This is a genomic window from Pseudoalteromonas sp. PA2MD11 (assembly GCF_017808125.1).
Taxonomy (GTDB): Bacteria; Pseudomonadota; Gammaproteobacteria; order Enterobacterales; family Alteromonadaceae; genus Pseudoalteromonas; species Pseudoalteromonas simplex.
The window spans coordinates 86,386-112,874 of record NZ_JADKNF010000007.1 but is presented as its reverse complement, the minus strand read 5'-3'; the positions used below and the strand labels follow the sequence as shown (position 1 = coordinate 112,874).

18 protein-coding genes are annotated in these 26,489 nt (G+C 43.8%); 10 read left to right on the top strand and 8 right to left on the bottom strand.

The window, feature by feature from the left end; genetic code table 11:
• Positions 1–50: 50 nt before the first annotated feature.
• Positions 51–3,500, top strand: coding sequence for a PAS domain-containing hybrid sensor histidine kinase/response regulator (locus tag ISP07_RS10010; protein ID WP_166341237.1), 3,450 nt, complete (start codon positions 51–53; stop codon positions 3,498–3,500).
• Here the strand turns inward: ISP07_RS10010 and ISP07_RS10005 are convergent.
• From ISP07_RS10005 to ISP07_RS09970, 8 genes are all read right to left on the bottom strand, one after another.
• Positions 3,497–6,469, bottom strand: coding sequence for a DUF3857 domain-containing transglutaminase family protein (locus tag ISP07_RS10005; protein WP_209327538.1), 2,973 nt, complete (start codon positions 6,467–6,469; stop codon positions 3,497–3,499). The genes ISP07_RS10010 and ISP07_RS10005 overlap by 4 nt on opposite strands.
• Before the next feature lie 185 nt (positions 6,470–6,654).
• Positions 6,655–7,935 carry a sensor histidine kinase gene (locus tag ISP07_RS10000; RefSeq protein WP_209327537.1) on the bottom strand — a complete coding sequence of 427 codons (1,281 nt, stop codon included), beginning with the start codon at positions 7,933–7,935 and terminating at the stop codon, positions 6,655–6,657.
• Complete coding sequence (locus ISP07_RS09995; protein WP_209327536.1) at positions 7,936–9,312, bottom strand: sigma-54-dependent transcriptional regulator; 1,377 nt, start codon at positions 9,310–9,312, stop codon at positions 7,936–7,938. It lies immediately after the preceding gene.
• 63 nt (positions 9,313–9,375) lie between these two features.
• Complete coding sequence (locus tag ISP07_RS09990; protein ID WP_209327535.1) at positions 9,376–11,826, bottom strand: ABC transporter permease; 2,451 nt, start codon at positions 11,824–11,826, stop codon at positions 9,376–9,378.
• Positions 11,826–12,578, bottom strand: a complete 753-nt coding sequence (locus ISP07_RS09985; RefSeq protein WP_209327534.1) for an ABC transporter ATP-binding protein — start codon at positions 12,576–12,578, stop codon at positions 11,826–11,828. The genes ISP07_RS09990 and ISP07_RS09985 overlap by 1 nt, the downstream gene beginning before the upstream one ends.
• Positions 12,575–13,852: an HlyD family secretion protein gene (locus ISP07_RS09980; protein WP_209327533.1), complete on the bottom strand. Its 1,278-nt coding sequence runs from the start codon at positions 13,850–13,852 to the stop codon at positions 12,575–12,577. Before ISP07_RS09980 ends, ISP07_RS09985 begins: the two co-directional genes overlap by 4 nt.
• Before the next feature lie 153 nt (positions 13,853–14,005).
• Positions 14,006–14,668 carry a response regulator transcription factor gene (locus ISP07_RS09975; RefSeq protein WP_054552322.1) on the bottom strand — a complete coding sequence of 221 codons (663 nt, stop codon included), beginning with the start codon at positions 14,666–14,668 and terminating at the stop codon, positions 14,006–14,008.
• Positions 14,669–14,780: 112 nt separating this feature from the next.
• Positions 14,781–17,072, bottom strand: coding sequence for a TonB-dependent receptor (locus ISP07_RS09970; protein ID WP_209327532.1), 2,292 nt, complete (start codon positions 17,070–17,072; stop codon positions 14,781–14,783).
• A gap of 295 nt (positions 17,073–17,367) precedes the next feature.
• Here ISP07_RS09970 and ISP07_RS09965 point away from each other — a divergent pair, with 295 nt between their 5' ends.
• From ISP07_RS09965 to ISP07_RS09925, 9 genes are all read left to right on the top strand, one after another.
• On the top strand, positions 17,368–18,669 hold the full coding sequence (locus ISP07_RS09965; protein ID WP_209327531.1) for a GntP family permease: 1,302 nt from the start codon (positions 17,368–17,370) through the stop codon (positions 18,667–18,669).
• A gap of 9 nt (positions 18,670–18,678) precedes the next feature.
• Positions 18,679–19,866: an E22 family MetX-like putative esterase gene (locus ISP07_RS09960; protein ID WP_063700956.1), complete on the top strand. Its 1,188-nt coding sequence runs from the start codon at positions 18,679–18,681 to the stop codon at positions 19,864–19,866.
• Between the two features lie 4 nt (positions 19,867–19,870).
• On the top strand, positions 19,871–20,632 hold the full coding sequence (locus ISP07_RS09955) for a 3-hydroxybutyrate dehydrogenase (protein WP_054552326.1): 762 nt from the start codon (positions 19,871–19,873) through the stop codon (positions 20,630–20,632).
• 9 nt (positions 20,633–20,641) lie between these two features.
• Entirely contained in the window at positions 20,642–21,349 is a 708-nt protein-coding gene (locus ISP07_RS09950; protein WP_209327530.1) for a CoA transferase subunit A, read from the top strand.
• Between the two features lie 11 nt (positions 21,350–21,360).
• Positions 21,361–22,020: a 3-oxoacid CoA-transferase subunit B gene (locus tag ISP07_RS09945; protein WP_209327529.1), complete on the top strand. Its 660-nt coding sequence runs from the start codon at positions 21,361–21,363 to the stop codon at positions 22,018–22,020.
• A 227-nt stretch (positions 22,021–22,247) separates the two neighbouring features.
• Positions 22,248–23,489, top strand: a complete 1,242-nt coding sequence (locus ISP07_RS09940) for an OprO/OprP family phosphate-selective porin (protein WP_209327528.1) — start codon at positions 22,248–22,250, stop codon at positions 23,487–23,489.
• Between the two features lie 12 nt (positions 23,490–23,501).
• Entirely contained in the window at positions 23,502–24,467 is a 966-nt protein-coding gene (locus ISP07_RS09935) for a Bug family tripartite tricarboxylate transporter substrate binding protein (RefSeq protein ID WP_370625277.1), read from the top strand.
• A gap of 9 nt (positions 24,468–24,476) precedes the next feature.
• The gene (locus ISP07_RS09930; RefSeq protein WP_054562934.1) at positions 24,477–24,941 is read left to right on the top strand and encodes a tripartite tricarboxylate transporter TctB family protein; all 465 of its coding nucleotides are present in this window, start codon (positions 24,477–24,479) and stop codon (positions 24,939–24,941) included.
• 3 nt (positions 24,942–24,944) lie between these two features.
• Complete coding sequence (locus tag ISP07_RS09925; protein ID WP_054552331.1) at positions 24,945–26,483, top strand: tripartite tricarboxylate transporter permease; 1,539 nt, start codon at positions 24,945–24,947, stop codon at positions 26,481–26,483.
• The last annotated feature ends 6 nt before the right edge of the window (positions 26,484–26,489 follow it).

Sequence of the window (26,489 nt, the reverse complement as noted above, 5' to 3'; positions counted from 1 at the left end):
GTGCAATAAAAACTATGCTGGGGCTATAACAATTAAAATAATCACATGCGATGTTCTCAATTTGGTCAATAAGCCTTCTTGCAATTGTATACCTGGCAATTTTATTTGCGGTTGCAGGCTGGGCTGATAAAAGAAAAGTATTGCCTTTTAAAGGCTTAACCTATGGATTATCACTTGGGGTGTATTGCACCTCTTGGGCGTTTTTTGGTACCACAGCACAAGCTGCATACAACGGCTGGTGGTTGGCTCCGACCTATGCTGGCACTATTTTGTTATTCATTTTTGGCTGGCAAGTCTATTGCCGCATAGCGCATATTTGTCGGCAGCAAAAAATAACCTCAATGGCAGATTTTATTGCGACCCGGTATGGTCAATCGTCGAGTTTGTCTGGGCTCATTTCATTGATTTCAGTGATTGCCATTGTGCCCTATATTTCTTTACAGCTAAGTGCAACTGCACAAAGTATCAACTTACTTACCGATCGCGCTGCCACACAAAGCCATGAAGTATGGGCCGATAGTACTTTTTATATCACGATTGTATTGGCACTGTTTGCTATTTTATTCGGCGCGAGGCGGTTAAAACCCAGCGAACATAACCCAGGATTGATTGCCAGTATTGCCTTTGAATCTGTGGTTAAATTATTGGCGTTTTTAGCGGTGGGTTTGTATGTGTGCTTTGCTCTATTCGACAGCCCAGTGGCTCTGTTTGAAAAAGCGCATGACCTAAATATTGATCAGCAAGTGGCTGCAACGCAAAGTCCAACCTATGTGTATGTTGCTCATACTTTGCTTGGTATTTTGGCAACTTTATGTTTGCCAAGACAATTCCACATGAGCTTTATCGAAAAAAATAACGATAAAGAGCTGGCCTCGGCGCGTTGGCTATTTCCGATTTACCTCTTACTTATTAACCTGTTTATTCTACCGATTGCATATGCCGGATTAATTTACTTTCAAGGTCAAGAAGTCGGCTACGACACCTTTGTATTGGCTTTACCTATGGCGGCTGATGATGCTTTTGTGGCGTTATTAGCCTTTTTAGGTGGCTTTTCAGCGGCAACCAGTATGGTGATTGTGTCTTCAATTGTGCTTTCAGTGATGATCACTAATGACTTTATTAACCAGTTTATTTTACGCCGCTCGCAGCTTACATCGAGCAGTCGCGGGCTTGATAAAAATAACCTATTACATGCGCGAAAAATCGTTATCGTATTGATTTTATTGCTTAGCTATTTTACTCACCGAGTGCTGGGCGAAAGTACAACCCTTGCCAATGTGGGGTTGATGTCGTTCACCTTAGTCGCGCAATTTTCGCCGGCCATGATCATAGGCTTATGGTGGCGACAAGCATCGTGTCGGGGTGCGCAATTGGGGATTTTAAGCGGCTTTATTATTTGGGGATACACACTTTTACTACCGAATATCGCCGGAGGTTTAGGAAGCGATAGCTTATGGCTTGTGAATGGACCGTGGGGAATAAGCTGGTTAGCACCAACCGATTTATTCTCATTAGGCATGGAAAGCATTAGCCAAGCTCTATTGCTATCGTTAGGTGCGAACTGTTTAGTGTATTTCTTAGTGCCGTTATTTAGTCGTGCAACCTTGGCTGAACGCTTACAGAGTAATAAGTTTGTTTCGCAGCTGAATGATTCGAAGGTAAGCAATCATCTACAGCCTTTGAGCTACCATGACCTAGGTGCACTATTGCAACGATTTGCCGAAAAAGAAGCGGCACAGTCTTTGGTAAATCATTACTTTCCGGATGATAAAAGTAAGTGGAAACGCCCTGCCAATGTCGAGTTAGAGCTATTAGTTGAGCGCGAGATGTCTGCGGTGATCGGCGGCGCATCGGCACGACTTATTTTAGATGTGGCGAAAAATGAGCAGCGCCAGCCTCTAGAGCAGGTTGCCGAGTTTGTTGACGAAGCAAGCCAAGTGCTTAAATTTAATCGTGATTTACTGCAATCAACAATCGAAAATATTCAACAAGGGATCAGTGTAGTTGATAGTGAGCTGCGCTTGGTAGCTTGGAACCAAGGCTACAAAAACATGTTCGCCTACCCAGATGATGCGCTTTACATAGGCCGCCCGGTTGCCGACATTATTCGTTTTAATGCCGAGCGTGGTTTATTTAGCGGCGAGAGCATGACCAGCGAAGTTGAAAAACGCTTAGCCTATTTACGCCAAGGCAGCGCTTATAAATACCAGCGCTCGCACAATGATGGTCGCGTGTTTGAAATGCAAGGTAACCCACTGCCAGGTGGCGGCTTTGTAACAACCTATACCGACATTACCGAGTTCGTAAAACAACAAAAAGCGTTAACCGAAGCCAATGTTAGCCTTGAAGAAAAAGTCGCAGCCCGCACCTTGGCATTGACTCAAGCAAACCAAGAGTTGTCGATGGCAAAGCAAGTGGCGGAGCAAGCAACGGTCAGTAAAACACGCTTTTTTGCCGCTGCTAGCCATGATTTACTGCAACCTTTCAATGCTGCGAGTTTGTTTTGTTCTTTAATGAATGAAAAAGCCCAAGATACCGAACTTAAAGAATTGGCGATGAATATTAAGAATTCATTGGGCAGCGCCGAAGAGTTGTTATCGAGTATTTTAGAGTTAACCAAGCTCGATTCGGGCTCATTTAAAGTACAAATGAGCGAGTTTGCTGCCAGTTCGTTGGTTGAGCCTCTGCGTAATGACTACGAAGCCCTTGCCCGTGAAAAAGGCTTAAAGTTTATTATTGAAACCTGTGATGTGCGCTTGCATACCGACAAAGCGCTGTTACGTCGAGTACTACGTAACCTTTTGAGTAATGCGATTCGTTATACCGAGCAAGGTGAAGTGCGCTTAAAAATGCAGTACGACGATGACCATGTATCCTTTATTGTTGAAGACACAGGGATTGGTATTGCATCGAGCGATCAACAAACTATTTTCCAAGAGTTTAAACAGCTTGGTGCAAAGCCAAGCGCCGAGGGGTTAGGCTTAGGGTTGGCAATCACTAAACGTATATGTGACTTACTTAAAATACCCTTAGTGATGGGGTCTGAACTTGGTAAAGGCACGCAATTTACCCTTACCCTGCCTTGTAGAGTGAGTACTGCGCCTGCGCAAGCGAAAGGCGCTGAAGCATCACAAGAAACAGAGCTGGGGCAATTGCGTATTTGGTTGCTTGATAACGACCGCAACGTGTTAGAGGCATTAAAGCAGCTACTCGAAAATTGGGGCTGTGAAATTTCAATAGCCACTAACTTAGCGGAGCTTGAGCAGTTAAAGGCAAGTCAAGCCCTGCCGCAATTGTTGATTATTGATTATCAGCTTGATGATGGAGTAACGGGACTTGAAGTGATTGAGCAAGCGGCACTAACACGCTTACCAGCCATCGTTAATACCGCGAATCATGATGAAGGCATACGTGAGTTAGTGCTCGATGCGGGCTATCCATTGCTTTATAAGCCTCTGAAAGCGCCCGCCTTAAAACGCATGATTAAGCGACTGACTTAATCTGCGTTTTGCTCAGTTGCTAAGGTTGACTCTTTGAGGCGTTGCTTAACCTTGGCAACAAAGCGTCTATCTAGGTCGTCTTCATTGCTTAAGAATAAAAGCATCTCATTACCGTCATGATCAATAACGGTAAGTGAAGATGTTGTTAGAGGACTTTTTGCATAGTCTGCTTTCACTTCTTTTATTTCATTAAAGTAGAGCAGATCTTTTTCAATTACACCTTGTTCATTTTTCCAGTAACTAAAAAGCGTATTTTTCGTCATGCCATTGCCATCATCTCTGAAATCAAAAAATGCATCGCTATAAAAATACTCCACATTTTCATCACTAGGCATAATCTCTTGACGCTTTAAAAAGTTAACCTGATAAGACCAAAGTTTGTCACCTGTAACTATGGTTGAATTAGGCAATAAGTATAATTCAGCAATTAGCCCATAAAGTAGTAAAGGCGTCGCGAATACAGAAATTAGCAGCTGTCTTGCACGCCATTTTGAGTTGTACTCTAACGCATCTTTAGGTTGGTTCAGGTTTTGAATGTAGTTAACAATTGGTAGCCACAATAAAGGAATGATTAAGAATAGCCACATACCATAGTCACCTAGTGAACTTGCTATTTCACATACGATAATCATTAGCCAAATTACAAAAGCAACCGCAGTTGGTAATATTTTATTTTTGTTAAAGGTTTGTTCGCTATGTTTTATAAGTTGAAGAAACAGTGCAAAAAAGAATAAAGGCGCAAAAATACCTCGGGCAATGGGCATCATATGGCTGTTTTGTTGCTGCTTAATAAACTTCCAATTGCGATAACTCCAGTAATTAATAAATATGCCCAAGCTGAATAAACTATAAAGGTAAAATTTACTGTTGCTTACAGGGTAAAACTGCGCACCTTCAAATTCTGGACGTTTTCGAACTTCAAAACGCCAAGCCGCGATGAAAAAGATGATTGCCGCTAAGTAACTTAAAATAAAAACGCTATACCAGTTGGTTTCGTCATCTACTGGTGTGGTTGTGGCGCTATTTGTGCCGTATTTAATGATGCCGTAATGGGTCGCGTTATTGAGTTTTTTACGCTCGCTTAGGTAAAGGTCTATTTGATCGGCTGGAATATGATCCTGCTTAGCACTGTAATCAAAGTATAAGGTCAACACCGAGTCTTTAAATGTCACGCGCTTTTCGAGGTGAAAAAATGGGTTATCGATTGTGGCCTGCTCATCATCAAACTGCCAATTAGAGTCCGTAAACGTAACCTTTATGGTTGTTTCGATATTATTTGGGTAACGAAACCACATTGGTGCATTGTTACGCTCTCGCTGTTCCGGCTTATAAACTGAGTTTTGAATTTCACTGGCGTAAAAGTCATTTTGAAAATCATTACCCTCAGGTCGCCAAAAGTCATCAATAGTATAGTGCTCATTGGTAATTAGCTGACCGGTGTCCTCTGGAGATTCAACCAGCATAGGTTTGGCAGTTTTTAAGCCCTTGTAGGTATCTTGATAATATTCGCGGTAATCATCTTCTATGCTTTTTAAGCTGTTTTTAGCGATTGAACTGCGGCGGCTAATTGCTTCAAAGTCACCGTATTTATATTGAGTTGAGAAACTAACTGGCTCATCAATACCTTCTGGGATCTGATAATTATCAGAAACCTGTATGCGTTTTAGGGCAGGCTCAGTGAACATATCCGTAAAGCCTGTTTCACCTTGCTTTATTATTAACGCTACATCGTAGTTCGGTTGAGCTAAATTTTCTAAATCGCCGCGCTGATACGAAATGGTCGGATCAAGCCAATAACGTTTACCTTGGTGCTCTAAGGTGACAATGACATGGTCAAATAAGCTAGGAGATACCGGTAAGCTAGCAGTACGTTTTCTGTCTTCAGTGTTAACTAAAGCAGGGTGAGCCTCTACGCCGAGTGCTTTAAGTAAAGAAATGAGCAAGACGGTTTTGTCTTTACAGTCGCCATAGCGCAGTGCCAAGGTTTCTGATGCAGGAGTTGGCTGGTGCGAGTTGGTGCCCATTTCTAGGCCCAAATAACGTACTTCGTCTTGGCTAAAGCGCAGGGCAGCCACAATTTGAGACTCTAAGTCGGCATGTTGAAACTTAATTTGACGGGCAATTGTTTCAATTGCAGGGCTTACTTCGATGGCTGATTGGTACAAAGGTAACGACCAATTGACTACCTCTTGCCAATTATTTACTTCAGAAAAATACACTTCCTTGTAAGGTGAATACCAATGCGGTACTTCGCTTGCGGAGCGAATGGTCGGCTCATTGTGTTGGCTAATTTGGTAGTCAAAACCCGTATCGAGCTTGGTTTTAGTAACTGGTGACTCGCCATTCATAAAGTTGATATATAAGGGCGAAGGCTTTTGCCACTTTACCCGCATAAATTGCTGCACTATCGGCACCGACCAGTTCAGTGTACGCTTGGTGCTGAAGTGCTGATAAACCGGATTACTCCCCGAAACCGTATAGCTGTAATCTAAAATATCCATGACCCGCATATCATCAATAATGACATTTAGGCTTAAGGTGCCATTGTATATACGACTTGCTAAGTCAGTCTCGCGTTGTAACACCTGTAGCTCGGCACTATTTAGTTTATCTATATATTGGCCGTCACGAATAATGCCTAAACTATTGAGCGTAAGAGATTGATAATTTGGGTCAAAATCAATATTCAGCTGGCTAATATAATCAACCCCAGACTGATTGACCGCTTGCATTACAGTACGATTAAAGCGTTGCTGTGGGGCTTGCTCAGATACCTGAAGCTGAGTGTCGAGCATCAGGTAGAAAGTCCCGTCTCGTATTTGGTCTCGAGGAATCTCAGGGGTGAGTAACTTATGTTGTTTTACCCAGTTAGCTGCGGGCGCAACTTGATACTCTTCTGCGGCTGCAAAGCAGCTCACAAAGAATAAAAAAACAGCCAGTAGCTTAAGTTGTAAGTGCATCCATTTCATTGTTATTTTCTAATTACGTTTAGCTTTATATGACAAATTACTGAATTTCGCGGCTTGAGCCAAATAAAATTCACTATTTAGGGCTTTTTTAATTTGGCTCATATAAATGCCTAGAAAATGGCGCTGAAGTTTTGCTTTTTATTTAGGTTTATCTAAGCGTGTGAAAGCCACATTTGTAAAATAAGTTAGCTGGGCACCGTAATTGTAGCTTCTGTGCCTTGCAGGGGTTTTGAGTTTATTGATAACTCAAAGCCTTGGTTACGCACAAGTTCTCGGGTGATCACAAGTCCTATACCTGTGCCATTTGCTTTGGTTGAGTAAAATGGCACGAACAAGTTATCGGGGTTTTGAATACCGCAACCTTGGTCGCTAATTGCAATATTTAAGTTATCACCTTGCCTTGACCAAGTGAGGGTAGGGGCTGAATTGCTGTCTGCTTCAAAAGCATTTTTTATCAGGTTTATTAATGCTTGTTCTAGTTGGCCGAAGTCGGCATTAATAAGTAACTCTTCACTGCTATTTATTACGAGTTCAGGAAAGATAGCGCTTAAACGTGTGTTTAATTGCTCGCTACTGATTGCCTGCTTTTGTGCGGGTGGTAGCTTGGCAAACGCACTGTAACTGGCTACAAAATCAAGCAAGTGTTGAGCGCGTTTTTCTATTACTTGCAGCATATCTTGGGCGAGATCATCGTGACTGCTAATTTGCCCTTGGCGCTTAAGGGTTTGCAATGACTGACTCATTGAATAAATCGGCGTGAGTGAGTTACGCACTTCATGATTTAACACGCGAATTAAACGTTGCCAAACAAGTTGTTCGTTTTCGCGAAGCTGTTGCTCAATTGAAAAGAAGGTTAGTAATTCAAAGTTTCTGCCGGTCCGCCAAAAAGTCTGCGATGAGATTTGAAAGCGTTGTTTAAACAGCGAGTCACTGTTTTGTTGCCATTCGCCATCATGCAGTGCAATGCCTAAGTCGCTGGCTGATTTACCTTCAATCTGGCGATGACTAATACTGTTTTTAAACGCTTTATTACTAAAGTAAATCAAGCCATGGGGGTCTAGTATAACGATGGGTAAGTCCAGCATGCTGGCAAACTCAAAAACAAACTCTTCTGTTTGCATATAATGGCGTTTGTTCTTGGCTATTTTATTGCTGAGCTTGGCAAAATCTTGCTTAAGCGCTGCGACTCGTCCACTTTGATAAGACGCTAAATGCCAACTATTACTTTCGTCATTTGCCAATGCATCTAGTTGCAGGCCAAAGCGTTCAACCACATCGGTGATCGCACGGTAGCTTTTAATTAAAGCAAAAGCGCTTATCCCGATAAACGGTAATAATAGGCTGATACTGGCAAACCAATCTAGTTTTAAGCTGAGCGAAAGGGCAATACCAAGTGTTAATAGCACCGCTATAAGCATATAAAAATAGCGTCGAACACGCTGCTCTAACGACAACTTGCTACTCATTTAGCGTTCTACTTCTTTTAAATCGAGCTGATGTTTATCAATGCGACGATAAATCGCCGATTTGCTTAACCCTAAAAACTCTCCTGCGGCGATAACATTGCCATTAAATTGCAGCAGCGCTTTTTGAATCATTTGTTTTTCAAGCTCTTCAAGGGGCAATAGTGGCAAAGCCTGTTCGGCATTGCTATTTGTTTGCTCGCAACTTGGTTGATCTAAAATGAGGTCATTGGCTTGAATATTGTTGTTATCGCTCATGATCACCGCGCGTTCAATACAATGGCTTAGCTCACGAATATTACCAGGCCAACTGTAATCTTTTAGCGCCTTTAGGGCGTCATCACTGAGCGCCATATTCGCTCGTTGGTATTTTTTACCATGCACCAATAATAAGTGTTCTGCTAAGGGAGCAATGTCGTCTTTTCTGTCGCGAAGCGGTGGAATGTGTAGTTCAATAGTATTGAGTCTAAATAATAAGTCACGGCGGAACTCACCCTGCTCAATGGCCGTAGCTAATTCACTATTGGTGGCAGAAATAATGCGAACATCGGCGGTTTTGGTTTGGCTTGAGCCGAGCACTTCGAATTCTTTGCTTTCTAGCACACGAAGCATTTTACTTTGTAGCTCAAGGCTTAAAGTCGCAATTTCATCTAAAAATAAAGTACCGCCTTCGGCAATTTCAAAACGCCCTAGGCGGTCTTCTTTGGCATCAGTAAAAGAGCCTTTCTTATGGCCAAATAATTCGCTTTCGAATAGTGTTGGCGCAATGGCGCCAACATTCACGCTTACATAGCGTTTATCAGCTCTGAGTGAGTGCTGGTGGATATAATGTGCCAATAAGCTTTTGCCAGTGCCATTTTCGCCGGTAATTAAAATGCTGGCATCGGTTTTAGCTGCGCGCTCAGCTTTGGCAAGCAACAGCTGCATGATTTCTGATTGAGCTATGTAATGTGCTTGTGTGTCACTGGTAAGCGCCTTTAAGCACGCGTTGTCGTGATTACTTTGCTTGAGCTTGAGTTGTTGTTGCACAACGGCAGTTAAGCGTAAGTTATTCCATGGCTTTTCAACAAAGTCGACTGCCCCTAATTGCATGGCTTTAACGGCAACATCAATGCTGGCCCATGCGGTCATGACAATGACAGGTATGGTCGAACCTAATTGATTTAGTTGCTTTAAAAAGCGTAACCCTTCTTCACCTGAGGTGGTGTCGAGCTTGTAGTTCATATCAAGCAAAATCAGGCTAATGTGCTCCGATTTTAATAATTCAAGGGCATGTTCAGGGCCTTCGGCCTCAAGGCAATGTAAGCCCAGTTGTTGTAATGCAACAGTAGCAGCCAGACGCACATCAGCTTGATCGTCTATGACTAAGATTTTGTCCATGATGTTTTCTTATTATCCTGTTGAGGTAGCTTAAGCTAAAACTTAAGCCACCATTTTGTGCTGTTAATCGTTACGTAGTGCGGCCATAGGTTTTGCTTTGAGCAGTAAAACCAAAGGTCTAAAGCAAGCGAATAGCGCAATACATAAGGTAATACTCCAAGCGAGTAATTGCAGTCTTACATCAAGTATCAGCCAAGACATTAGCTGTCCTTGTAACATGTAAAAACCCACCATTACCGCGGCGAGAGCAACCGCAAAGCCAATGAGCACAGGGATAATCGCTTCAACACTCATCAGCTTAAATAAGCGCGCTTTTTTCGCACCTAATGCCATACGAATACCAAACTCATAGCGGCGCAGACCCAGGTTGTAGCTCAGTACCCCAAAAATACCTATTGCTGCTAATAATAGAGTAAATAGCGCTAAGGTACTACACAGAACCACAGTCAGACGGCTCATATAAAGTAAATTGTCGTACTCTTGTTGCAGGTCATTAAACTGCCACATGGTTAGGTCGCTGTTCTTTTCTTTTAGCGTATTAAGTATTTGTTTATTAGTCAGCTTAACGCCTTCAGAAGCTTTGATAGTAAACATGTAGCTATACGGTGTCGCAGGCCACCAAATGTGACGACCAAACGATTCATCGTAGTATTTAGGGTGATTAAAATCTTCGGTTACACCCACCACTTCATACATCTTTTCTTCTAAGCCTTGGTAGCTCTTGCCGATGATATTTCGATAGTCTTGGCCTGGTAATAAGTTTTCAGCCACGCTGACCGATACCAGTATCTCGTTAGTTTCACCGCGTATTGCTTGTTCAGTAAAGGTGCGGCCAGCGAGAATTTTGGTGTTAACTAACGCAAAGTAATCAGGCCCTACCCACTGACTAGGGAAGAAAACTGAGCTTTTACCGTTTACATCAGTCAAGGTGTTGGCGTTTTGTCTTTGCGAAACCGGGCTATGACCCAGGGCAACATCATCAATGCCTTGGCTATCAAGCAAAACCTGCTTGTATTGCAGCATATGTTCGTAGCGCTCAGCCAATGACATCTGATTATTTGGCTGGAAAAGGTTGGCAAAATATAGGTTTTCGGTATCACTGCCGAGTGGGCGGTTAATCGTGCCCATGGCTTTACTCACTACCATCACCGAAAAACTCACAAGCAGCGCGGCAACAAACATTTGTGAACCAATTAAAATACGCACTGTACGGCCAGATACCTGTGAAACCCCGCCTTTACCACTGTTCTGCATTTGCGTATTTAGGGTTTTGTAATTCACCAAACGCGCTGTAATTACAGAGAAAATATAAGCAAGAGCAATACACAGTATGATGGCAACAATGACCAACGTGCTATCCACGGCCAAGCTATTAACCAGTGGCAGTCGGCCTTCTGCTAGTACTTTAAATAAACGTATGCCCCATACCGATAAAAACAGCGCAATGCTTACCGATAAGGTCATTAAAATCAGTGACTGTAAAAAGATACTTTTAAATAATGTGCTGCGTTTAGCGCCTAATACCGCCTGCAAAGCGAGGGTTTTATGTTGAGCAAGAGCGCGTGAGAAAAACAACGTGCTTACATTAAGTACTGCAATAATCAGTAGCCCTACTGCACCGGCTAACATCATTAAGCTTAAGTCATCGTTATTACCCAGCTCAACGTCACGATACGGGGTTACTTCAGGTTTTACATCGGTGATCCCCCCGTTGTTTAGCCACTCTGATTTAACCGTATCAATTTGCTGTTTTAAATCGACTTTAACTTGATCTATGGTGACCCCAGGCTTTAAAACTGCAATCAGTTTTAGGTTTTTGAAAGTGTTTGTCCACGGGCTTTGCCAATCGTCATTGTGAAAGAAACGGCGGTCCGCACTGGATGGAAACCACACTTCAACGTCACTTGCTTTAAACATGTAGGGTGGGCTGAATGAATCATCAATAACACCGACGATACGGTGAACATAATCGGTTTCACCCGCCATGACTGAGAGTGTTTTACCAATAATGTTCGGGTCGCTGTTGTAATGCTTGCGCCAAAAGTTAGCAGAGATAACAACCCGGTCATCAGGAGTTTCGAGCGTTTCTCCAAGGTCAAAACCCTGTCCCATTAAAAATGGCGTGTTTAATAAGTCAAAATAGTTGCCGCCAACATACAGCACAGGCTCTTTCGGTTCGCCATCTAGGTTTGCAAAGATTTGCTCACCCGCATTGATCATCATACTTTGTTCAAAGCTTTGATTATGCTTATGCCAATGCACCATCGACTGATAGCTTTGAAAGCCGGTGGCATCGTAGTCATCATAAGTAAGTGATTGCTCAACCACCACCATGCGGCTTTCATCGTACACATCAAGGGGCTTTAAAAAGTAGCTGTTAACAAGGCTAAGCACCACAAATAAGGTGGCAAGAGTTAAAGCAAGCGTTGCGATAACCGCAGTGACAAAGCCCGGTGCATTCATTAATGATGCCCACGCTAAGCTCAGTTGGGCGCGTGTTTTGGTTAATTTCATTACATCACCTCAGCGCTTTCAAGTGCATGCTCAGTATTGTCGCTGCTAGGTGCTTGGCGTGCTTCAGAGTAGGAAACAATTTCACCATCTAGCAATTTAAGTTGCGTTTTAGCACGTCCGGCATAACGTAAATCATGGGTTACCATACAAATCGTGGTGCCTTTTTTATTCAGCTCATCAAGCAAGTCCATGACGGCATCACCATTTTTTGAATCTAAGTTACCAGTTGGCTCATCCACCAATAAAATGCTTGGCTTGCCAGCCAATGCGCGGGCAATAGCAATACGCTGTTGCTGACCACCAGATAATTGATTTGGTTTGTGCTGAGCACGGTGGCCCATCTCAACTTCATCAAGGGCTTGCTTTACAGCAAGCTCAATTTCGCTTGGGCTCATGGCTGGCTCTCGATAAGTGAGCGGAAGTGCCACGTTGTCAAATACCGATAATTCATCAATTAGGTTAAACGACTGAAATATAAAACCAATGTGAAGGTTTCTAAGTTCAGCTTGCTGATCCATATCAAGGGTTTTTGTGTCGACTTCTTTAATTAAATAGTCGCCAGCAGTTGGGCTATCGAGTAAGCCTAATAATGACAGCAGCGTCGATTTACCACAGCCAGATGGGCCGCTAATGCAGATATAGTCACCTTGGTTAATATTCAGGCTGATGTCTTTTAATGCATAGGTTTCAACATTTTGGCCGCGATAAACTTTGGCGATTTTGTTTAATGAGATAAGCGTGTTGGTTTTCATAAACTGTCCTGTTCGATTTTTATTGTTGCCAAATGCTGCCATTTAGAAAGGTCTGAAATGATCAGCTGTTCGCCCACGGTGGCACCGCTCAAAAGTTGAATTTGATTGTCACTGAGTGTACCAAATTCGATATTGGTTGGCGTTGCTAACTGGGTATTTGGATTAAGTTTAAACAGCGTGGCTTCGCTGTGTGCTTGTGCTTTTTGTGGCACGTTAATGGTTAATGCATCGGGAATAATGTTGCTAACGACATAGCCTTCGATGCTTAAATCGGGGCGAGCATTAGCGGGCAGTGTGCCTTGTAAATCAAGTTCGATAATAACTCGGCCATCGGTAACAATAGGGTCAATTCGGGTGACTTTGGCATCAACTTCACCGTGGTCTGCTTGGCTAAATGTATTTACTTTCGCTGCCATATTGAGTGCCACTTTTTCGGCATCTGCTTGCTTAACGCTTAGCTCTGCTTTGAGTGCTTTATTTGAGCCAACCACCGCAAGGCGGGTACCCGGCACGAGGTTTTGGCCAAGTTCAACATTCAATTCTTGCAGCATGCCATCGATACCTGCCGTTATTTGCAGCTGATCAAAAGCCTGTTGCTCAACTTGATAATTAAGCTCAAATTGGCTTAATAGTTCTTGCTGTATTTTGCTACGTTGTAAGTGCATTTCTTTAAGCTGTGCAAGGCGTTGTTGCTCGATACTTACGCGCTCTGTAAGCTGTGCAACGTTTAGCATGCTTCGTTTGTAATCGAGGCTTGAAACAATCCCTTGCTCGATCAGTTTGCTTTCAGCATCGACTCTAAGCTCTGCACTTTGCAGCTCACTTTTTAATATGGCGAGATTTGCTTGGCGCTCAAGTAGTTCACTTTGCTGGTTAATTCTTTGCTCATTAACACTGGCTTTTTGGCGAGCAAGTTCTAGCCGAGCGACCGATAAACGCTGCGCTTGCTGTGGGTTGACGAGGCTTAAAATCACCGTGTCTTTTTTAACGATAGTGCCAGGGTATACATGGATAGCTTCGACCATTGCGGTGTCGGTATTGGTTAAATAACGTTGATACTTTGGCTTTAAACGGCCAAAGCCACGTATTTTTACCACAAAATCGGCTTGTTCTACGGTTGCTATTTGGAGTTGGCTTGAAGCAACCACAGTGGGGGTCGCCCATTGATACACCATTAAAGCGCCAAGAGCCGACACGCCCATGACTGCAACAGCCAGCCATTTTTTAGCTTTTGATTGCTGAGGTTTGCGTTTTAGTGTGCTGTCTAAATCCATGATACTGAGAAATATAAATAATCATGGAATAGCTAAGGCGAGTTTTGTGCCAAAAGTTAAGGTGTTGAAAAATAAAGGCTTGTTATTTTTTGCAACGTGAGCTTTTCCCACTACTGGGAAAGCGAGTTTTAAAATTGGGAGTGAATGCTTAAATTAGCTTTCTTCGATTTTGCCAACCTGCGAAAGCTGGTTAAACAAAATGCCAGCTTGAGTACGGTTATAAACATTGAGTTTGCGTAAAATCGCTGACACATGTTGTTTGATTGTGGTTTCTTGAATCGACATTTCAAAGGCGATTTGTTTATTCAATAAACCGTCGGCAATCATCGCTAGTACGCGGTATTGCTGGGGGGTTAGTTTTTCAAGGTTACGAGCAAATTCGCTTTGTTCGTCATTGATCACCACATCGGTTAAATCCACTTCAGGTGGTAACCAGGTGTCGCCGTTGAGTACATGGCTAATTGCTTCACTGATGACATCTAAAGAAGATGACTTTGGAATATAGCCGGCAGCGCCAAGGCTCATCGCTTGTTTGATTATGGCGGGTGTCTCATTGGCAGAGACCATAATCACTAAGATATCAGGGTAATGGTTACGCAGTTGCGAAAGGGCTTGTAGGCCATTTGCACCTGGGATCGTAAGGTCTAAAAATATTAGTTCAATCTCAGGGTGAGCGCTTAACAGTGCAAACAAACCATCAATGTCACTGGTCTCTTTAATATGTTCTTCAGGCACTGATGTCGCGGCAGCTTGACGCAGCGCACTTCTAAATAACGGGTGATCATCGGCGATTATGGTGTTCACAGCTAAAGACATTCCCTCGATTCTCCAATGCGTTATGTTATAAGTGATTTTGCGCTTTGAAACAAGGTTTGCCTGAGGGGAAGTTTCAGACAAACCTTTCTCACACAAGGATTTAGATTCTATTTTAGAAACGGTAACCAACAGTGAAGGCTACAGTGCGAGGATCGCCGTAGTAACCAATTAGCGTATTATCACCACCTAAACCTGGGGTGTATTTGCTGATATCTGTTGGGTCTGTTGGATCAGGTGCCACGAACTGGTAACCACCAATCATGTACTCTTCATCCGTTAAGTTTTTACCGTAAAGACCTGCAGTCCAGTGACCATCTGTGCTGTACCAAGTAATACCCATATTAAAGATACCGTAAGCATCTTGCGTTAATAGGCTATCTTCTTCGAATAGCGCGTAGTCGCCTCTGTGGTAGTAGTTACCATTGACAACAAAATCACCCATTTCTGTGTACATACGGTACGTTGCACCCAGATTAAAGGTTAAATCAGGAGTGTTTGATACCGTAAAGCGGTCTGATTTATCGAATGCTTCACCGGTTTCTGGGTCGTAATCAATTACGTTATCAAAGCTACTATCGATGTAACCCACTGATGCATCAAAGCTGAGTGATTCTGTTGCAACATAGTTAAGCTCAAGCTCAATACCATCTGATGTTGACTCACCAATGTTACCTAAGCGTTGGTTTAGATCTGCTGCGCTGTCGCCCGGTAATACTGAAATGTATTGACGGTCTTTATGGTCAAGGGTGAATAACGTGACGTTTGCACGTAAGTTGTTGTTCCACTCACTCTTCATACCGATTTCGAATGAATCAACGATTTCTGGTTTTGCTGCTGGCTCTGCAGTGGTTGCACGTGGGTTGAAAGTACCTGACTTAAAGCCTTGCGCATAACTTGCAAAGAACATGATGTCACGATTGTACTGGTATTCAACACCAGCACGCGGTGTGAAGCGTGACCATTCTTCTTCATCATCGAGTACTGTTGGTACAAGTTGGCCTTCTGGGCGAGTGTAACCTGGTACCCAACCTGATTCAGGGTAAACAATGTCAAAGATTAGGCCATTGTTAACCTGTGCTTCTTTTTTGTCTTTGGTGTAACGCGCGCCGAGTGTCATTGACCATTTATCTGTTAAATCAATTGAGCTTTGGATATACGCTGCTTTACTGTTTGAGTTACTACAACCGCTTACTTCACGAGTCAGACCCGGAGCACCTAAGCTTTGACCTAAGATACCTAAAATAGCCTCAAATTGACCGCAAGATTCACCATCATAGTAGTAAAGGCCCGAAACCAATTTGTAGTTATCGCCTTGATGATTTAGCTGCAACTCGTGAGTCGTTTGCTCATCATCGTAAATAGCAGGTACATCGAAAATTTGCAGTGACGTGTTATCAAAGTCGATATTGGTTGGTGAGTAGCTCTCACGGCTTGAACCAATATATTTAATACTAGTGCTGTCAGTCATATCCCAACGAGCAGTTAGGCTGTAGCCTTCGAGTTCAACTTTATTCCATGTTGGTAAGCTAGTGTAAGAGTCATACACGCTGTCTGGAACTGGTGCATCGGTTCGTAGGCTTGGTAGTAAACGGTAACCACCTTTTGCGTTTGATTTGTCTTCTGTTTTATCCCACGCGAAACGGAAGAATAAGTCATCAGTCGGAGTGTATTCGAGTGTAACACGAGCTGCGGTTACGTCTTTGTTGTAATTTTCGCGGTCTTGGTTATCAAGAGCCGATGTTAAAAACTCACCAAAGCCATCACGGTTAAGCGTTGCAAAACCAAAACCCACGTAAAGTTTTTCGTCAACAATCGGTAATTGGCCAGTGATTTTTAAATCTTTTTGGTTATAGCTACCTACAGTGCCTTGAATATTTAAGGTAGCATCCCCGCTCATTTCTTTGGTGACGTATTTAATGGCACCACCAATGGTATTTTTACCGTAAAGCGTCCCTTGTGGGCCGCGTAATACTTCGATTTGTTGCACATCAAGTAGATCAAGCACGGCACCTTGTGGGCGAGCAAGATAAACATCATCAATATAGATACCTACACCCGGCTCATAGCCCCAAAGTGGATCTTGCTGACCTACACCACGAATAAACGCAGTAATTGTAGAGTTAGTACCACGGCTTGCTTGTAAGGTGGTATTTGGCGAGAACTGCTGAACTTCGGTCATGACGACGATGCCATTTTCAGCCAGCTCTTCAGCACCAATTGAAGTGACTGCGACTGGCACTTCTTGCAGGTTTTCAACAGTTTTACGTGCTGTTACCTGAATACGTTCAAGTTCACCTTTTTTTGCTGCAGGTTCGGCTTGTTCTGCCGCTTGAGCACTGACACCTGCCAAAGCAAGTGATACAGCCAGAGTAAGTGGCGCGACTTTTGGGTTAAGCTTTATCATGTTGTATTCCTTGTTATTGTTGTCATTAGTCTTATGGCCACTCACATTGATGTTGCCGAAGACTGAATAAGATTTGCCCGTGTCACCTGTCAGTTAATGTAGAAGATAGTTGCAGAAATTGAATTAGTACCATAGTGCTATACCCGCCACAGCCCTTTATTTATCAAGCAATTAAGCTATTTTTAAAGCAGATAGTACCTTAGTGTTATGTATTTTTTGAGCGCTTAGGGTAAGACTGAAAGCATTATTCCGATGTCACCTCATCTGTGTAATAACAATAATTATAGGAATGTCTATGCTGAGCATGATAGGACTGTTAGGCGGTTTAATACTGCTGATCATTTTAACGCTGCGTGGGGTAAATTTATTTATCGCTGCGCCAATCTGTGCACTATTAGTTGCACTTAGTAGTGGCATGGCCATTTTCCCTGTATCGGCAGATACAAACTTTATTAACGCCTATATGGATGGCTTTGCAGGCTTCTTAAGTGCGTGGTTCTTTATGTTCTTACTGGGGTCGTTATTCGGTAAGTTCATGGAAGACACCGGTGCTGCTGACAGTGTTGCAAGCTACATTGTGGGTAAACTAGGTATGAAGCACGCCGTTCTTGCGGTTGTGATTGCCTGTGCCGTTTTAACCTACGGTGGCGTGAGCGTCTTTATCGTTGCGTTTTCTGTTTATCCAATGGCATTAAGTCTGTTTAAAGATGCAAACTTACCGCGCCGCTTTATTCCAGCAACGCTGGCATTTGGTTCGGTGACCTTTACCATGACTTCGGCAGGTTCGCCAGAAATTCAAAACTGGATCCCGGTTAAGCACCTTGGCACGTCGCCTTATGCGGCATGGGAAGTGAGCTTAGTGGTCGCTATTTTCATGGCGACAGCAGGTTACTTTTGGTTAAACAAGATGATCAAAAAAGCCGTTGCTAACGGCGAAACGTTTGAAGCGCGTGATGATGATCCTGTGATTATTGAGCGTCGTCGTCCGCATCCAATCACCGGTGTGATCCCACTGATTGTGGTATTAGTTCTGTCATTTGCATTGCACGATATTTTACAGCAGACGGCGCTGATTGTTGCCTTGCTTGGTGGCGTAATGAGTATTGTGATTATTAACTTCAAGCATTTTCACGATATGGGTAACGCTATTAATGTTGGTACAACTGGCGCTTTAGTGGCAATCGGTAATACCGCTGCTGTGGTTGGTTTTGGCGCTGTGGCGAAAGTGTCACCAGCATTTACCGCCGCTGTCGATGTGATGACCCATATGCCGGGGAATGAGTTGGTTGGTGCTGCCGTTGCGGTTAGTGTGATTGCCGGCTTAACAGGCTCTGCTTCTGGCGGACAAGCCATTGCATTACCGCTTGTCGCACCGGGTTATTTAGACATGGGTGTAAACCCTGAACAACTGCACCGTGTAGTGGCAATTAGTTCTGGAGCCCTCGATACCTTGCCGCATAATGGTTATGTGGTCACAACAATACGTGCTATCTGTAAAGAAACGCATCAACGAGCGTATTGGTCAATGGCAGCGCTGACTGCGGTCATTCCGCTTATCGGTGTCGCATTGGCACTCGGACTCTTTATTTTCTTTTAAGGAACAGCAATGAAAACCAAATTAATAATTTTGCTATGGCTGGTTGTATTTAGTAGCACCGCGTTTGGCGCTGCAAACAAAGCCGACACCATGCTGGTGGAAAAGCAGCATTTTACGACAAAAGATTTTACCACTGTGTCTGGTGTGACGTTAGAGCAAGTGGATATTGGCTGGGAAAGTTACGGAAAACTAAACGCCAATAAAGATAACGTGATTTTAATCACTCATTACTTCTCTGGTACTTCTCATGCCGCAGGTAAATATAAAGCGGATGATGCCCTACCGGGTTATTGGGATGCGATTATCGGCCCAGGTAAAGCTATCGATACCAATAAATATTATGTGATTAGCTCAGATACCTTAGTGAATGCCAACTGGCATGATGAAAATGTCATTACCACAGGCCCTGCGTCAACTAATCCAAAAACAGGTAAACCTTATGGTTTGGATTTCCCTGTGGTTACGATTACTGACTTTGTGAATGTGCAAAAGCGTTTACTCGAAAGCCTAGGTATCACTAAGTTACATGCTGTGATGGGCGCATCAATGGGGTCGTTTCAAGCACTTGAGTGGGCAACACGTTACCCAGATAAAGTTGAGCGCTTAATTCATGTGATTGGCGCTGCAACGATGGATGCATGGACAGTTGCTGCACTTGAAAAATGGGCGTTACCAATTCGTCTAGATAAAAACTGGCAGCAAGGTAATTACTACGGCAAAGAGCGCCCATTAGATGGTTTAGCGGCAACCATGCTTAATATTACGCAAGATGCGATGCATCCAATTATTTACAACGCGAGCTTCCCTGACTTTAACGTTTTGGATGAAGGTGCGTTAAAAGACATTCGCACCTTGCCTAAGTTAAACCAAGTACTCGCTCAGCGCGCAATGGCACGAGCGAAAACTCAAGATGCCAACCATGTACTTTATTTGGTCCGGGCATCACAATTATTTACCGCTGGTATGCAGAGCGATTTAACAACAGCACTTAAAAATGTCTCTGCCAAAACATTATTGCTACCTGCAACGAACGACTTACTGCTTCGTCCTGAAAACATGCGTACTGTGTTTGACACCATGAAAGCGGCAGGTAAAGACGTTGAGATTTCAGAAATTGAAGGGGGCTGGGGACACCTTGATGGTCTTTTCTCAATCGCCCCGAAAGCGCAGCTTATCAGTGAGTTTTTAGAGGAGTAACCCGATGAGCAAAACAGTTTTAATTACCGGTGCAGCCAGTGGTATTGGTCTCTATGTTGCCCAGCAACTGGCGATGCAAGGTCACACTATTATTGTGACTGATTTAAATCAGCAAGCAGCACAACAAGCGGCAGCAGGCATTGTTGAACAAGGCGGCAGCGCTGAAGGGTATGCACTTAATGTGGCTGATAGTGATGCAATAGAGCAGTTTTTCACTGAGCTTAATCAGCCAATTGATGTACTTATTAATAATGCGGGTATTCAGCACGTTGCGAAGCTTGAGGATTTTCCGGCTGATAAATGGCAGTTCTTACAGCAAGTTATGCTCGTTGGCCCGGCGATGATGACCAAGGCGGTACTCCCTCGCATGCGTGAGCAAGATTTTGGTCGCATCATTAATATTGGTTCAATCCATGCCATGGTGGCGTCTAAATATAAGTCGGCTTATATCGCTGCAAAACATGGCTTAATCGGCTTTGCTAAAACCATGGCACTTGAAACTGGCGATGCCAATATCACGATTAATACCGTGTGCCCAGCGTATGTAAAAACGCCGCTTGTTGAGCAACAAATTGCCTCGCAAGCCAAAGAACATGGCATTTCTGAGCAACAAGTGATCGACACAATTATGCTAGCACCGATGCCGAAAAAAGCATTTATCGGCTTAGATGAGATCCTGCATACCGTTAGCTTTTTAATGGCCGATGCAGCACGCAATATTACCGCCCAAGCAATCGCCATTGATGGCGGTTGGACTGCACAATAGGAGGAGCCAATGGCAGGTTTTGATAAAGTAGTTACAAGTTATAGCGAAGCAATGGCTGGCCTTGAAGATGGCATGACAGTGATAGCCGGTGGATTTGGCTTATGCGGTATTCCTGAAGGACTGATTGCGCAAATTAAACGTCAAGGCACCCGAGATTTAACCGTGGTATCGAATAACTGTGGCGTTGATGGTTTTGGTTTAGGAGTGCTACTTGAAGATAAGCAAATCAGTAAGATGGTTGCCTCTTACGTTGGTGAAAACGCGCTATTTGAGCAGCAACTATTAAATGGTGAACTTGAAGTTGAGCTGACACCGCAAGGCACTTTAGCTGAAAGAATGCGCGCAGGCGGTGCGGGTATTCCTGCATTTTATACCGCAACGGGTGTCGGTACACCGGTGGCTGACGGTAAAGAAACCCGCAATATTAATGGTCGCGATTATTTATTAGAGCCAAGCATTACTGGCGACTTTGCGATAGTTAAAGCGTGGAAAGCAGATCGCTACGGTAACTGCATTTATCGTCATACGGCGATGAACTTTAACCCGATGGCAGCAACCGCTGGCAAAATTACGGTTCTTGAAGTTGAAGAAATTGTTGAGCCAGGGGAGCTAGAGCCAAGCCAAATTCACACGCCGGGTATCTATATTGACCGAGTGATTAAAGGTGAATTTGAAAAGCGCATCGAGAAAGTTACCACTAAGCAAGAGAATCAATAAGGAGCACGCTGATGGCATTATCACGAGAACAAATCGCTAAACGCGTGGCGATGGAACTACAGGATGGTTACTACGTTAACTTGGGCATAGGTATTCCAACCTTGGTTGCTAATTACGTCCCTGATGGCATCGAAGTGATGCTGCAATCTGAAAATGGTTTACTCGGTATGGGACCATACCCAAGTGCAGACCAAGTTGATGCCGATATGATCAACGCAGGTAAAGAAACGGTCACCGCAGCAAACGGGGCGGCTATATTTAGTTCCGCAGAAAGCTTTGCCATGATCCGCGGTGGGCACGTTGATTTAACTGTGCTGGGTGCGTTTGAAGTAGATCAAAACGGCAACATTGCCAGTTGGATGATCCCGAAAAAGCTGGTTAAAGGGATGGGCGGTGCGATGGATTTAGTAGCCGGTGCGAAAAACATTATTTGTACTATGACCCATGCCAATAAGCATGGCGAATCAAAACTGCTGACCGAATGCAGTTTGCCGTTAACGGGTGTTGGTTGTATCAATAAAGTGATCACTGATTTGGCACTATTAGAAATTAAAGACGGTGCATTTCATTTATTAGAGCGTGCGCCAGGTGTCTCGGTTGATGAGATTATTGCTAAGACACAGGGCAAACTTATTGTCTCTGGTGACGTTCCTGAGATGACTTTTAGCTAGTTTTGCGACTTTTAAGCAGCTAATTTGCCTAGATTTTATACTAACCCCCAGTAATGTGCTTTTTGTTCATGAGTTTTATGAACAAAAAGCCATTTATCACCATCAATGCAACTTACCCCCTAAACATTTCGTTAATCTATCGTTAACACTATGCTCCAAACCAGATCGCCATTTGCAGTAGGCCGATCAACGACAACAAATAATTATAATCTGGTGTGGAGTAATTCATGAAAGCAAGTAACACACAGCTCGCTTTAGCCGTTGCAGCGGCGTTAGCAAGTACATCAGCATTCGCACAAAGCGACACTGAACAACTACAGCAACAACTCGAAGCACTTCAAAAAGAAGTGGATTCATTAAAAACATCTAGCGGCTTCAACCTAGAATTTGGTGGTCGCGTGCAACTTGATTACAACTATTTCGACGGTGCTTACAATGCCGACAATGATGGCGCTGGAGGCAGCGACTTCTTCCCACGTCGTATCCGTACTTATGTTGAAAGTGAACATGGCAACTGGGATCACAAATTACTACTCGAATTTTCTGAAGGCTCGGCTGAAATCGTGTTAGCGCGGGTACGTTATGCATTCGACAACGGCTTAAAAGTAAAAGCCGGTAAAATCCGTGAAGACATGTCGCTCAATGCGCTAACCAGTTCTAAACACATTAATACCATTGAGCGTAGCACCCTTGCTAACACCTTCTCGCCTTTCTTCCGCTGGGGTATCTCGGCTTATCAATACTTTAAAGATTCAGGCTTGCGTTACGCCGTGGGTGTTTACAAAAACGATGCGTTTGGTGCTTCAGGCCATGACGAAAATGACAAACTGACATTGGCTGTAACAGGTCGCTTAACTTGGTCAAGTGCAGCGCCGGGTGATGTGATTCATTTAGGTGCTTGGCACTCTTATCGTGATATGGGCGGCAATGACTTAAGCGCTCGTTTTGCCCGTGGTGAAGTGCGTGAAACCAATGTTCGCTTAGTCGATTACGCAGTCGGAGGTGAAACCGCAGCGCTAAATAGCATGTCGCAAAGCGGTCTTGAATTTGCCTACCAAGCGAATGCATTCACTCTAGAGGCTGAATATGCCAGCCGTTACCTCGATACGGTTGATAGTAGCAACGAACTTGATGGTGAGCGTTTTGATGGCTTTCATGTTTCGGCGAGTTATTTCTTAGGCGGTGAGCAGCGCCGTTACAAAGCAGGCTCAGCATTATTTGTACAACCAAAAGGGATTAAAGATGCATGGGAGCTGGTTGCACGTGTGTCACAAATGAACGCCAGCAGCAAACAGCAAGGTACCGATGTAACCACTTATACATTAGGCACATCATATTACCTAAGCAGCGATATCAAATTTATGGGCAACCTGATTTACAGCGATGTTGATGGTGCCGGTGCTTCTACGCTGGTAGGTGATGAAGATTCAGGTATGGGCATCAGTGCTCGTATGCAGTACTTATTTTAGGAGTCGTGCATTATGACTATGTTTAAATCATTAAAAAGATCTGTTTTAGCAGCTTCATTATTAGTAGCCAGCCCATTGGCATTGGCAAACTTACACTTTTTGGTACCAGGTGGCCCAGGCGGCGGTTGGGATACCACAGCACGTGGTGTTGGTGAAGCAATGGTAAAAGCGGGCATTGAAGATAATGCATCGTTTCAGAATATGTCGGGCGGCGGCGGTGGCCGTGCAATTGCTTACTTGATTGAGTCGGGCACTAAAAAAGGCGATATGTTGATGGTTAACTCAACGCCTATCGTTCTGCGCGCATTATCAGGCAAAATTCCTTACAGCTATCGCGATTTAACACCAGTTGCCAGCATGATTGCTGATTATGGTGCATTTGTGGTGCGTAATGACTCGCCATTTAAAACATGGCAAGACGTTATTGATGCCATGAAAAAAGACCCAGGCTCTGTAAAAGTAGCAGGTGGCTCTGCGCGCGGCAGCATGGATCACTTAGTGGCTGCACAAGCGGTTAAAGCGGCGGGTCTTGATGGTCGTCGATTACGTTACATTCCTTACGATGCCGGTGGTAAAGCGAAAGCTGGTTTATTGTCGGGTGAGGTCAACTTACTTTCAACAGGCTTAAGTGAAGCACTCGAAGTCGCTAATGGTGGTCAGGCACGTATTTTAGCTGTGACTTCTGCAGAGACATTGCCAGATTACCCAGCAATTCCAACCTTAAAGTCGCTAGGTTACGACATGGAGTTCGTAAACTGGCGCGGCTTTTTTGCAACCCCAGATTTACCAGCAGACAAACTAGCCGAGTACACAGAAAAGCTACGTAAGCTACAACAAACTCCTGAGTGGGAAGCGGTTCGTGCTCGTAATGGTTGGCTAAATCTATTTCAAGAAAAAGAAGCATTTATTAAATCGCTTGAGCAGCAAGAAGCGCAATTACGCGTTGTAATGAAAGAACTTGGTTTTATCCGAGGCTAAGGTTAGACGATGTTAAACCGTGAACTAATTGGACCAAGTTTATTCTTGGTCCTCTTTACCCTCTACGCCCTTGTGGCTTGGCAAATTCCACTTATGCCATTTGAAGAGTACGAAAGCGTTACTTCTGCAACCTTACCAAAAGTGTATGCAGTATTCGGTATCGTGGTGTGTGTACTATCGATTGGTGCCAACTTATTAAAGCAAGCGCCTGCAGAAAAAGCAGAGCTACTCAGTAAGGGTAACTTACTACGTACCTTTGCGCTGTTGGTATTAATGGTTGCTTATAGCGCCATGCTTGAACCGTTCGGCTTTTTAATTGCCACCAGTGCCTTTTTAATTACGGGCTTTTTTATCATGGGCGAACGCCGTAAGGCAGTGTTGTTGTTTGCTTCTGTGCCTGTGGCCGTGGTTTTTTGGTTTTTAATGACACAAGTACTGGGCATTTACTTAGTACCTGGCAATCTGTGGAGTTAAGTTATGCTTGATGGAATTATGTTAGGTTTGTCGACCGTACTCGACTGGAACAACTTGTTATATGTGATTGTTGGCTGCTTTGTTGGCACGTTCATTGGTATGCTACCTGGCCTTGGTCCAATTACCGCGATTGCGTTGATGATCCCGATCACTTACAGCATCGGTGCTGATTCGGGCATGATTTTAATGGCCGGTGTTTACTACGGGGCTATATTCGGTGGCTCTACTTCTTCTATTTTGATTAATGCGCCGGGTGTAGCGGGGACAGTAGCGTCATCGTTTGATGGTTACCCACTAGCAAAACAAGGTAAGGCTGGTAAAGCCCTTGCGATTGCAGCTTATTCATCCTTTATAGGTGGGACGATTGGCGCCATTTTATTGATGGTGGCTGCGCCATTATTAGCGAAAGTGTCATTAAGTTTCCAATCGCCTGATTATGTTGTACTGATGTTTTTAGGCTTAACGGCGATTGCTGCGTTCTCTAATAAAGGGCAATTTTTAAAAGCCATGATGATGACGGTATTTGGTTTAATGCTGGCAACGGTAGGTATTGATCCCTCTTCAGGTACCGAGCGCTTTACTTTTGGCCAAGCTGATTTACTAGATGGTATTAGCTTTTTATTAGTAGCAATGGCAACATTTGCGTTGGCTGAGGCACTGATTAATGTGGCGCGCCCAGAAGCTGAGCCAGATAAAAAAATTGACGATCCTGATACGCCAAAAATTGGTTCAACAAAACTGACTAAAGAAGAAGTAAAAGATATGGCTCCTGTGGTTGGCCGCTCATCTTTACTTGGCTTTATAGTCGGTGTTTTACCGGGTGCAGGGGCAACCATTGCCAGCTTTATGGCCTACGCTACTGAGCGTAACCTTGCTCCAAAGGCACTGAAAGATAAATTTGGTAAGGGTTCAATGCGTGGCTTAGCGGCACCTGAGTCGGCTAATAATGCAGCCTGTACGGGCTCATTTGTACCATTACTGACTTTAGGTATTCCAGGCTCTGGTACAACAGCGATCATGCTAGGGGCATTAATTGCTTACGGTATTCAGCCGGGCCCTATGTTAATGCAAGAAAACCCAAGCGTGTTTTGGGCAGTTATTGTCAGTATGTACTTTGGCAACATTGTACTGCTGATTTTGAATCTGCCGTTGATCCCATATTTCGCTAAAGTGTTGGCAATGCCTAAATCTGTGCTGACCGTGATGATTTTATTCTTCAGCTTAATTGGTGTGTATTTAGTGTCATTTAACACCTTTGATTTATTTATGATGGTGGGCTTTGCGCTGGTGGCCTTGGTGCTTCGATTGTTAGCTTTCCCGATGGCACCTTTATTACTTGGCTTTATCCTCGGTGATATGATTGAGCGAAACTTCCGCCGTGCAATGATGATTTCTGATGGTTCGCTGAGCTTTTTATGGGACCGCCCATTAACACTGAGTATTTTTGTGATTTCGATCTTAGTGTTGTTGTTCCCACTGAAAGACTATATTGTCCAACGTCGTAAAGAAAAAGCAGCTACGCAAGCAGAGCAACATGCGTAGAACAAG